The organism is Dermacoccus sp. UBA1591 (assembly GCF_002322065.1).
Taxonomy (GTDB): domain Bacteria; phylum Actinomycetota; class Actinomycetes; order Actinomycetales; family Dermatophilaceae; genus Dermacoccus; species Dermacoccus nishinomiyaensis.
In genome coordinates this window covers 12,653-16,170 of the sequence record NZ_DCNR01000094.1, presented here as the reverse complement: position 1 = coordinate 16,170, position 3,518 = coordinate 12,653, and the positions used below count along the sequence as shown (strand labels likewise).

The following is a 3,518-nucleotide window of genomic DNA, read 5'->3' as shown; positions in this document are numbered from 1 at the left end:
GCGCGCGCCCGCAGACCGGCAGGCGTCAGGGGCGGCGCATCCGTACGGTAGATCGTCAAACCCTCGACGTAGGTCTCGCGCAGCGTCGAGAGCGCCAGACTGATGGGCAGGATGGCGTCCGTGGTGAACCCGCGGCGGGCCAGCACCGTGTGGATGAGGGCTCGTCCGACGCGTCCGTTGCCGTCGGTGAACGGGTGGATCGTCTCGAACTGGGCATGAACGAGGGCGGCCTGCGCGATCGGTGAATGCGCGGCGCCGTTGACATACGCCGCGAGGTCACCCATGCGGGGGCGCACCTCGTCGGGGGCGGAGGAACGAAGTCTGCGTCGATAGGGTGCCAGTCGGAACCGCCGATCCATTTCTGCACGGTTCTCAGGCCGTGACGTCGCGGCTCGTTCGGCAGGAGGGCGGCGTGGACCTCGACAATTGCCTCCGTCGTGAGGCCGGGCATCTCGACGAGTCGGCTCGTTGCGTCGCGCACAACCGTCATGTTGTCGGCCACCATCTGGGCCTGTTCGCTGATTCCGTGTACGGCCTAACGTTGCCCCAGCTCTGCGAGTGCCACCTGGCGAGCTGACGGCGCGATTCCCTCGATGCGCGACGAGGCGATCGCCTCCGATCGCAGCAAGAAACTGGGGATGCCCGCGAGGTCGCCCGCTGCCTGCGAGAGCGTGCGGACGCCACGTTCGGCTGCGGCGAGCAGTTCGTCCGTCTCCGGCGGGCGTGCTCCCCGAGCAGCCTGCGCAGTGAGTGGTCGCTGGGAGGCGGGTGAGGCTCGAGGGCATCGTCGGACCTCCGCAATTTCAGTTCATTGTGATTAACTCAATCGTTGATATCTGTCTCTCGCCCACGGGGGTTCGCATGGCGCTCGACGTCGCGGCAGGCGCGGAGCTGACGGCCCGGGAGCGCAGTAAGGCTGCCCGGCGTCAGCAAATCCTCGATGCCGCTGCGGGCCTCATCGCCGAGCGTGGGCTCGCGGGGGTGCGTCTCGAAGACCTGGGCAGCGCCGTCGGCATCAGCGGCCCCGCCGTCTACCGCCACTTCGCGAACAAGGAAGCGGTGCTCGCCGAACTGCTCGTCGGCATCAGTCGATATCTCCTCGAGAACGGTTCGCGCGTCGTCGCCGACGCCGCCACGGCTGACGAGGCGCTCGAGAACCTCGTCGACTTCCACATCGACTTCTCCCTGACCAAGCCGGCGCTCATCCGCGTGCAGGGCCGCGATCTCGCAAGCCTCGACGCAGCCGCTCGTCGCGACGTGCGGCAGCTGCAGCGCCAATATGTCGAGATCTGGGTCGGCGTGCTGCGCGACGTCGACCCCTCTCTCAGCGACGACGAAGCCCGCATCAAGGCCCACGCCGGCTTCGGCGCGCTCAACTCGACGCCGCACTCGACCGGCAGGACGAAGACCGCGGTCGAAGCTCACCGCGAACGCACCCGAGCCGTCCTGCGCGCGATGGCGCTCGCGGCGCTGCGCCCTGCTGGGTGAAGCCGGGTCGTTCCGCCCGTCGAGAAATTCAGTTAAGAACCATTAACCGAGACGGTGTGATGTGGTTCACTGAAATCCTGTGATGCGAGTCACGGATGACGCGACCGGAGGAGAGCCGATGTCCGCCACCGACACCCTCGAGAACGACCTCGACCCGACGCTCAGCCACACGCGTGGGGCGCCCGAATCGCCTCTTATCGAGCAGACGATCGGCGACAACCTCGACGCGACCGTCGCCGCACATCCCGATCGTGAGGCGCTCGTCGACGTGGCGAGCGGCCGTCGCTGGACGTACACCGAGTTCCTCCACGACGTCGACGCACTGGCCCTGGCACTGCTCGACGCCGGCGTCGCGACGGGCGACCGCGTCGGCATCTGGGCGCCCAACTGCCCCGAGTGGACGCTCACCCAGTACGCGACGGCCAAGATCGGCGCCATCCTCGTCAACATCAACCCCGCCTACCGCAGCCACGAACTCAAGTACGTGCTGGGCCAGGCCGGCATCACGACACTGATCGCCGCCCCGAAGTTCAAGACGAGCAACTACGCGCGCATGATCGAGCAGGTGCGCGGCGAGTGCCCCGACCTCGCGCGCGTCGTTCTCATCGGCGAGACGTCGTGGAGCGACCTCGCCGACGCGGGCGCGAAGGCTCTCGCCGCGGAGGGCGGACGCGAGCGCCTCGCCGCCGTCCAGAAGACGTTGAAGAACACCGACGCCATCAACATCCAGTACACGAGCGGCACGACCGGCTTCCCCAAGGGCGCGACGCTGAGTCACCGAAACATCCTCAACAACGGCTTCTTCGTCGGCGAACTCTGTTCGTACACAGCCGAGGACCGCGTCTGCATCCCCGTGCCGTTCTACCACTGCTTCGGCATGGTCATGGGCAACCTCGCCTGCACCTCGCACGGCGCGACGATGGTCATCCCCGCGCCCGGCTTCGACGCCGCCGTCACCCTGCAGACCGTGGTAGACGAACGGTGTACGAGCCTCTACGGCGTGCCGACCATGTTCATCGCCGAACTCGCGCTGCCCGACTTCGACCGCTACGACCTGACGAGCCTGCGCACCGGCATCATGGCCGGCTCGCCATGCCCCGAGCACACCATGCGTCAGGTCATGGAGCGCATGCATATGGAGGAGGTCTCCATCTGCTACGGCATGACGGAGACCTCGCCCGTGTCGTTGCAGACACGCAAGAACGACACCGTCGAGCAGCGCACGCAGACGGTCGGGCGCGTCGGCCCGCACCTCGAGGTCATGGTCGTCGACCCCGTCACGTACGAGCCCGTCAAGCGCGGCGAGCCGGGTGAGCTGTGCACCAAGGGGTACTCGGTCATGCTCGGCTATTGGAACCAGGGCGACAAGAGCGCCGAAGCCATCGTCGACGGCTGGATGCACACAGGCGACATCGCCGCCATGGACGACGACGGGTACGTCGCGATCACGGGGCGCATCAAGGACATGGTCATCCGCGGCGGCGAGAACATCTACCCGCGAGAAATCGAGGAGTTCCTCTACAACCACCCCGACATCGTCGACGCACAGGTCATCGGCGTGCCCGACGAGAAGTACGGCGAGGAACTCATGGCATGCGTCCGGATGGTCGACGGCGCGGAGCCGCTGACGGTCGAATCGCTGCGCGCCTACTGCGACGGCAAGCTCGCGCACTACAAGGTGCCGCGCTACGTGCGCGTCATGGATGAATTTCCGATGACGGTGACGGGCAAGATCCGCAAGATCGACCTGCGCGAAGAGGCGCCGCAGTACATGACGTGACGCTGGTAGGTTCGCGGGCGTGCAGATCGTCCTCGTCGCGCCGCAGATCGCGCCCAACACCGGCAACATCATCCGCCTCGCCGCGAACGTCGGCGCGAGCCTGCACCTCGTCGAACCGCTCGGTTTCTCGATGGACGCCCGCCTGCTGCGCCGCGGCGGGCTCGACTACCACGAGTTGGCCGACGTCCACGTGCACGCGGACGTCGACGCGGCCCGCGCCGCTTGCCCCGGGCGGTGGCTCGCGCTGACG

General features: G+C 67.3%; 4 protein-coding genes. 3 read left to right on the top strand and 1 reads right to left on the bottom strand.

All coding sequences use genetic code 11. The features are described 5' to 3' along the window. On the bottom strand, positions 1–284 hold a 284-nt coding region (locus B2284_RS10395), incomplete at its 3' end, for a Fic family protein (protein ID WP_286697451.1). A 577-nt stretch (positions 285–861) separates the two neighbouring features. Between B2284_RS10395 and B2284_RS10390 the strand changes: the two genes are divergently transcribed. The 3 genes from B2284_RS10390 to B2284_RS10380 form a co-directional block, all read left to right on the top strand. Then, positions 862–1,488 (top strand): SACE_7040 family transcriptional regulator, encoded by a 627-nt coding sequence (locus B2284_RS10390; protein ID WP_006946248.1) that lies wholly within the window; start codon positions 862–864, stop codon positions 1,486–1,488. A 118-nt stretch (positions 1,489–1,606) separates the two neighbouring features. Beyond that, positions 1,607–3,268 carry an AMP-binding protein gene (locus B2284_RS10385; RefSeq protein ID WP_074045798.1) on the top strand — a complete coding sequence of 554 codons (1,662 nt, stop codon included), beginning with the start codon at positions 1,607–1,609 and terminating at the stop codon, positions 3,266–3,268. A gap of 19 nt (positions 3,269–3,287) precedes the next feature. Then, positions 3,288–3,518 (top strand): tRNA (cytidine(34)-2'-O)-methyltransferase (locus tag B2284_RS10380; RefSeq protein ID WP_286697450.1); only part of this gene is annotated, 231 nt, incomplete at its 3' end.